Source organism: Loigolactobacillus bifermentans DSM 20003, from assembly GCF_001434575.1.
Classification (GTDB): domain Bacteria; phylum Bacillota; class Bacilli; order Lactobacillales; family Lactobacillaceae; genus Loigolactobacillus; species Loigolactobacillus bifermentans.
Genome location: NZ_AZDA01000080.1, coordinates 1 through 7714, shown reverse-complemented (window position 1 = coordinate 7714; position 7714 = coordinate 1). Strand labels below are relative to the sequence as shown.

Annotated in this window: 6 protein-coding genes; 5 read left to right on the top strand and 1 reads right to left on the bottom strand. The window is 42.0% G+C overall.

Going from position 1 to position 7714, the window contains the following annotated elements; translation table 11 throughout:
* Positions 1 to 357: 357 nt before the first annotated feature.
* The 5 genes from FC07_RS08930 to pgmB all read left to right on the top strand — a co-directional run bounded on the left by FC07_RS08930 (position 358) and on the right by pgmB (position 6844).
* Positions 358 to 1329 carry a LacI family DNA-binding transcriptional regulator gene (locus FC07_RS08930; protein WP_235807489.1) on the top strand — a complete coding sequence of 324 codons (972 nt, stop codon included), beginning with the start codon at positions 358 to 360 and terminating at the stop codon, positions 1327 to 1329.
* Between the two features lie 177 nt (positions 1330 to 1506).
* On the top strand, positions 1507 to 2817 hold the full coding sequence (locus tag FC07_RS08925) for an SLC45 family MFS transporter (protein ID WP_198930090.1): 1311 nt from the start codon (positions 1507 to 1509) through the stop codon (positions 2815 to 2817).
* 20 nt (positions 2818 to 2837) lie between these two features.
* Entirely contained in the window at positions 2838 to 5090 is a 2253-nt protein-coding gene (locus tag FC07_RS08920) for a glycoside hydrolase family 65 protein (protein WP_057904757.1), read from the top strand.
* A gap of 69 nt (positions 5091 to 5159) precedes the next feature.
* Positions 5160 to 6179 (top strand): aldose epimerase family protein, encoded by a 1020-nt coding sequence (locus tag FC07_RS08915; protein WP_016265828.1) that lies wholly within the window; start codon positions 5160 to 5162, stop codon positions 6177 to 6179.
* A 2-nt stretch (positions 6180 to 6181) separates the two neighbouring features.
* Positions 6182 to 6844, top strand: a complete 663-nt coding sequence (gene pgmB / locus FC07_RS08910; protein ID WP_016265827.1) for a beta-phosphoglucomutase — start codon at positions 6182 to 6184, stop codon at positions 6842 to 6844.
* 71 nt (positions 6845 to 6915) lie between these two features.
* Here pgmB and FC07_RS08905 read toward each other — a convergent pair whose 3' ends face one another.
* Positions 6916 to 7602, bottom strand: coding sequence for a transposase (locus tag FC07_RS08905; protein WP_225428808.1), 687 nt, complete (start codon positions 7600 to 7602; stop codon positions 6916 to 6918).
* Positions 7603 to 7714 lie beyond the last annotated feature (112 nt).

Below are 7714 nucleotides of genomic sequence, written 5' to 3'. Positions count from 1 at the left end.
AAAATACTGATTTAATAGGATTTATCGTGTGGCTAATTTGTTCTTGCAATTTGGGGTTTACATTTTCACTATAAACTCATCTGGTTTTTTTGTAAATGCTTTCATTTACTTTAAATCGACACAATTTCGTGAAAACTGTCTTACATTAGTAACTACGGGAAATCTTTTGAAAATAATTTTTTCACAATGAAAGGATTTTATAAAGGTATAGGGCCTTAAGTAATTGTGTAAGCGATGAAAGAATGACTTTGGTCAAAGTTGAAGTTTTACTTGAGATTAAAATCGATGGTCTACCTGAATTTGTCGGTAAATGGAGGGATTTCGTGGTAAACTTCAGATGGAGAAGCTTGCCAATAAATGAAAAAGGAAACGCTCATGATTACAATAAAAGATATTGCGCGTCGGGCTGGTGTCTCAGTCTCAACCGCCTCACGTGCGCTAAATAATAATTCAAGAATTAGCCTTAAAACGCGTGAACGAATCCAAAAACTCGCCAAGGATCTTGATTATCTGCCAAATTATACCGCTAAGAACCTGACTCGCGGTGAAGCAAACGTCGTCGGAGTTATTTTTCCAACGGTGGAAAGTTCCTCACCGGAGAATCCGTTCTATATTGATATGCTCCGAGGCATCAATCAGTCGCTAGTCGCCCGACACTATGTTTTATCAATTGCGATTGGGAGCCGAGTTGAAGAGGTCCTTGCTAACGTGACGGCCATGGTTCAACAGGCAAAGGTCAAACGGTTCGTTCTACTATATACGGATGAGAATGATCCGGTCGTTGACTATTTGCGTCGCGAAAATTTGGACTTTGTGGTTATTGGTCAGCCAGTTGGAGATTTGCCGGATCGATACGTCGATAACGACAATGTTCAGGCTGGGCGAGATGCCACAATGGCAATTCTTCAAAATGGCGGGGTTCGAAACCCACTATTTGTTGAATCCGAATATGAGTGGCAATACGAGCGAAATCGCCGAATGGGCTACGAAAAGGCGATGGCGGAAGTCCAATTAGAACCGCTAGTATTTAGATTACCAAAACGCGTTTCTGAAACAGCAGTCGAGGTATTTTTGAATCAGCACCAAGAGGTCGATGCGGTAATTGCAACCGACGATGTTGGCTTGCTGCGGTTTAATCGGGTTTGGAGCAAAATTCGACACACAAAGAAAATTCCGATGATGAGTTTCAATAAGAGTGAGCTACTAGCGTTGATTGACCAAGATGTCCGCATGGTTGATATGCGGCCGGAAATGCTGGGCAGTCGCGCGGTAGAATTGTTATTTACCGATCGAAATGTTCAAAAATTAATTGTGCAGTACGAGTTGTGAGCAACAACTCTTTTTTATTTTATTTTTGTGCAAACGGTTGCACAAATTATCAAAGCGGTTTATAATTCATTTTGTTAAGAAAAATGGGTTCACATAAACCAAATAAACAGGGAGTGACAAATCATGGAAAATGATTCAGCACAAGGCAACACGGCTACAACGCCAAAAACCAAGCCAATGCCAAAATTGTCTATCGCGACAATTTGGATGATTAGTTTCGGATTCTTCGGTGTTCAAATGGCTTTCTCTTTACAATCTTCACAAATGGGGCGGATCTTCCAAACTTTGGGAGCTGATCCAACCAAATTAGGTTTCTTCTTTATTCTTCCTCCACTAGCAGGTTTAGTGGTTCAACCATTAGTTGGCTATTATTCAGATAAAACGTGGATGCCTAAAATTGGTCGTCGATTACCTTACCTTTTGATGGGATCGTTAGTCGCCGTCATCGTTATGTTCTTACTACCAAACTCTGGTAGCTTAGGATTTGGTTATGGATCACTTGCAGCACTTTGGTTCGGTGCCATCACAATTCTCTTCATGGATTTATCGTCTAACGTTGCCATGCAACCATTCAAGATGATGGTCGGGGACATGGTGAATGATGAGCAAAAAGGATTTGCTTACTCAATCCAAAGTTTCTTATCAAATAGTGGTTCAGTGCTAGCTGCAATTTTCCCATACCTCTTAACTGGTTTGGGTGTTGCTAACATTGCGCCAAAGGGTGTCATTCCGAACTCAGTTATTTTCTCATTCTATACAGGTGCCGTTATCTTAGTTATCTGTAGTGCCTTCACTATTTTGAGAGTTAAAGAATATACACCCGCAGAATATAACGCCTATCACGGTATTACTGAAGCAGATGTTCAAGAAAAAGTTGGTTTATTTACACTTTTGAAACGTGCTCCTAAAGTATTCTGGACGTTAACTCTTGTTCAATTCTTCTGCTGGATGGCCTTCCAATACCTTTGGACTTATGGTGCAGGTGCCGTCGCCAAGAACGTTTGGCGCGCAACAGATCCTGCAAGTGCTGGCTATCAAGCCGGTGCCAACTGGTTCGGTGTTCTATCCGCAATTTACGCTTTAGCTGCCGTTGTTTGGTCATTAGTTCTTGCTAAGATGCCAAATGACAAGCACAAGCCAATGTACGCAACTAGTTTAGTATTAGGTGCCGTTGGGTTTGCCTCAATTTTCGTTGTTCATAATCAATGGGTTCTCATCCTCTCATTCTGCTTGATTGGTATTTCATGGGCCGCAATGATGATGTTCCCATTCACCATTTTGACCAACGCACTTTCAGGTGCCAACATGGGCTCGTACCTTGGTCTATTCAACGGAAGTATCTGTTTACCACAAATCGTTGCTTCAGTATTGAGTTTCGCTTTGTTCCCATTGATGGGCTCATCAATGCCAGGGATGGTTCTCTTAGCCGGTATCTTGATGTTAGTCGGTGCCTTCTCAGTAAGCAGTATTAAAGAAGTATTCGCATAAAAATTAAAGGAGTCTGAATGATGAAACGAACATTTGACGTATCACCGTGGCACATTGTGACCACTAAACTTAATCCAGACGATAAACGTCTTCAAGAATCAATGACCAGTCTTGCAAATGGTAACCTCGGCATGCGTGGATTCTTTGAGGAAGGTTACAGTGGCGACACGCTTCCCGGAATCTACATTGGTGGCGTTTGGTTTCCAGATAAGACAAAGGTTGGCTGGTGGAAAAACGGCTATCCTAAGTACTTTGGCAAAGTGATTAATGCAATCAACTTTATCAAGGTTGGCATTAAAATCAACGGTGAAGTTGTTGATTTGGCTAAGGACAAGGTGAGTGACTTCAACCTTGATTTAGATATGCAACAGGCCGTTCTCGAACGGGCTTTCACTGTTGAAAAGGGTGGCGCAAAGGTTCAGATTTCATTTGAACGATTTGTCAGTGCTGCAACTAAGGAACTCGTTGTTCAAGGGATTATCTTGAAGAATGTGGGTTCTAAAGAAGCTAAGGTTGAATTCAGTTCATCCGTTGATGCTGATGTACAAAATGAAGACGCCAATTACGATGAAAAGTTCTGGGACGTTTTGAAAGTTGCTAAGACTGATAATGAAGCCGAAGTTATTGCGGAAACAAAGCCAAACGACTTTGGAACACCACAATTTACGGTTGGTGCTTTATCAACAGTTGTCACGGACTGGAACAGTGAGTCTGCAGACCAAACCGATGTCTCAGCGACGAACCATTTTAGCGGAACACTGGCTGCTGGTGAGCAAACAATTATCCAGAAGCGCACAGTTGTTGTGTCATCACGTGACTTCCCTAAACAAGCTGATCTTGAGGCTCGTTTAACCCAATTAAATAAAGAAATTTCTGCAACATCATACAGTGATTTATTCAACGCCCACAAAGCTGTTTGGGCAAATCGCTGGAACGTTTCTGATGTTAAAATTGCTGGCGACGATGAAGCGCAACAAGGAATTCGTTTTAACCTATTCCAGCTCTTCTCAACGTACTATGGCGAGGATTCTCGTTTGAACATCGGACCTAAAGGCTTTACCGGTGAAAAATACGGTGGTGCCACATACTGGGATACAGAGGCCTTTGCGGTTCCCGTTTACCTTGGTGTTACGGATCCAAATGTTACCAAAAACTTGTTGAAGTATCGTTACCAACAAATTGACGGTGCCTTCCATAATGCTAAGGAACAGGGCCTTAAGGGTGTTTTATACCCAATGGTTACGTTTGATGGGATTGAATCTCATAACGAATGGGAAATTACATTTGAGGAAATTCACCGTAACGGCGACATTGCCTACGCAATTTACAACTACACAAACTACACTGGTGACAAGTCATACGTTCAGCATGAAGGCGCCAAGGTCTTAACGGAGATTTCACGTTTCTGGGCTGACCGGGTTCACTTCTCAGAACGGAATGGCAAGTACATGATTCATGGTGTTACTGGCCCTGATGAGTACGAAAATAACGTTGATAACAACTGGTATACCAACATTTTGGCACAATGGACGTTGAAATATACGCTTGAAATTTTGCCAGAGGTTGCACCAGAAGTTGCTAAAGACTTAAACGTCACTGACGCTGAAAAGAAACAGTGGCAAGACATTGTGGACAGAATGTACCTTCCTGAAGACAAGAAGTTAGGAATTTTCGTTCAACACGATGGCTTCCTAGACAAGGATATCAAGCCAGTCAGCTCACTTCCTAAGGATCAATTGCCACTTAACCAAAACTGGTCATGGGACAAAATTCTTCGTTCACCATACATCAAACAAGCCGATGTTCTTCAAGGAATCTGGGACTTTATTGATGACTTTACACCTGAACAGAAGAAAGCCAACTTTGATTTCTATGAGCCATTAACGGTTCATGAATCAAGTTTGTCAGCTTCAATCCATGCCATTTTGGCAGCTGATCTTCATTATGAAGAAAAGGCAACCGAATTGTATGAACGGACAGCTCGTCTCGATTTGGATAACTACAATAATGACACGGTCGATGGTTTGCACATCACAGCTATGACCGGTGGCTGGTTAGCCATTGTTCAAGGATTCGCTGGCATGCGAGTTCGCAACGGTGAGTTACACTATGCACCATTCCTACCTAAGAAATGGCAGTCATACCAGTTCCGTCAATTGTTCCGCGGTCGTTTGATTGAGGTAACGGTTGATCAGTCTGGTACGAAGCTTGACTTGCTCGATGGCGACCCAATTACGGTTGACCTCGATGGTAAGAAGGAAGAGCTTAAATAGGACTAAAAAAAGGGCAAGAGTGGGAAACTGCTCTTCGCCTTTTTTATTAAAAGAAAGTGGGTGAGACTGGTGGAATCGACTGTTAAAGATTTTGGCCATTTAGAAAATGGTGAGTTAGTCAAAGAATTTACGATTACAAATAAAAATGGTGTGAGCCTCCGCACAATCAGTTACGGAGCAACCTGGACTGGCTACTTTGTGACACCAGAGAAGAATATCATTTTAAATTTTGATAACGTGCACGAATATGAAACGAATCCCTTTCATTTAGGAAACACCATTGGTCGGGTGGCAGGACGGTTGAGCGGCCATACGTTTAACGTCGCTGGATTCAGGGTCAATTTGAAGCCAAACGAAAATAAAAATGTGCTACACAGTGGTAACACGGGCATTGATCGGCTCAATTGGCATGGCGAGATTATTCTAGACGACCAATCTGCCAAAATTCGATATACCATGCAACAGAAAGCAATTTTTCCTGGGACGTTGGAAATGGCCATCACCTATTCTTTAGATGAGGATAACCATGTTTCCGTACAATATGAGGGACGCAGCAACGTGGAAACCCTATTTAATCCGATGACGCATGTTTACTTTAATTTGGATGGACCGGACGCGCCAATCAAGGATGAATTCTTGAAGATAGTTGCGGATAGGCATATCGTGGTAAATGAAGAAAAGATTCCAACGGGTGAAATACAGGTCGTTGAAAATACCCCGTTTGATTTTACAAACCTTGTTAAGCTGGGCGATCAATGTGAAAAACTTGGCGGCAACGAACAGTTTGATGATGCCTTTAAAAAGCCGGATACATCGCTAGGCGTAACACCAAGCTTGTTACTAGTTGATAGCGCAAAGCAGCATCAATTAGAAATGGGCAGTGATCGCAATGGCGTCATTATTTTTAACGTCAATCCCGATTGCATTGGCAAAGATGCGGATTGGCTTGCTGCTCATCCAGATAACGGACTGGCTGTGGAATTACAAACGGTCCCAGATGCGATTCACCACGACGGATTTGGCGACATTGTTTTACCCGCTAATCAAACTAAAACTTACACATCAACTTATTACTATTCGGAGGGATAACCATGAAGTTTGAAGATATTAAGGGATTTGCATTTGATTTGGACGGCGTCATTGCTGATAGTGCCCGATTGCACGCTAAGGCATGGCACCAAACGGCGGATGAAGTTCATTCAGAATGGACACCAGAACTAGCGGAAGCCTTGAAGGGTGTCAGCCGCATGGATTCACTGGAAATGATTTTGAAGGCGGGTGGCCATGAAAATGACTACACCGAGGATGAAAAGGTGGCTTTGGCTACCGAAAAGAACACCAAGTATTTGAAGCTGGTTGAATCATTAACGCCAGATGACGTGCTACCAGGGATGAAAGCCTTCTTAGACGAATTAAAAGCTAGCGGCTATAAAATGTCCGTCGCTTCAGCCTCAAAGAACGCCCCTGCAATTTTGAAGCAGTTGAAAATTACCGACTACTTTGAAGGCGTGGTTGATCCAGCCAAATTGCATGCCGGAAAACCAGATCCAGAAATCTTCAGTTTGGCGGCCGGTGTGATGGACTTAGCACCAGAAGTTGTTGCCGGTCTAGAAGATTCAGGTGCTGGCATTAAGTCAATTAATGCTGCGGGTGAACTTTCAATCGGGATTGGTAATCAATTGATGGAAGCGGATGTGCGCTTTGCGGATACGAGTGAAGTTTCGTTAAAAAATATTAAAGCTAAATTAGGCTAATCATTGAGCCGGCACTGTTTTTAGGGCTCTCTGTCAAATCCTGTTGATAGATAGTTTTACAGAACTAGAAGCTAAGCGGCTTCTAGTTCTGTTTTTGTATTTGGTTTTGTTCTCGTTTGTTGAAGCTTAATCCGCGAGATTAAATGATGGAAATTTCTAAATCCAAACGCAGTCCGCTGAATCTGCTTAATCATCCGATTAATACCTTCAATTGGACCGTTAGAATACTTAGATTCACTGGCATTCAAGACAATTTCCAGATTACTTTTAAACGTTTTTAGTGTTTCCTTCATTTGAAAACTTAGGTTTTCATTTTTGTAGAGATAGTAGACAATGCCATCTTTGTCATGATTTTTAAGACAGGACATGATACCTTGCAGCGCATCGTATGTGCTCGAAATAGTGTCATCAGTGTCAAGCTCCATTTGTACTCGCCCTTGTTGAGTTAACTGCTGTCGTAAATGACGATCATAGAAAGTTTGGCTGACTTCTAGTTCATCAAAGTGCTTCAAATATAGTTTCCATGAGAACTTAAGCAGTCGATATTCGATAGATTTCTTGTCATATTTTTTCATTGTCTGAACTCTAGTCTGGTTGAATGCCCGCGTCATCATGGCGATAATGTGGAATCGATCAACGACAATTTCTGCGTTTGGAAACATTTCCTTAACGATATCTTTATAGTAACTATTGAGATCCAGAGTTACGGTTTGAACCCGTTTTCGGGTATTGATATGGAATCTATTAAAGTACTCAATAATGCTTTTTTTACGCGCGTTTTATAATCAAGTTAGCCAAATACTTTTAGCTAATTGGTAGATTGCAAATTTAATCCGAATTTTTGGACAAATTTGTCAGCATAACCTGATA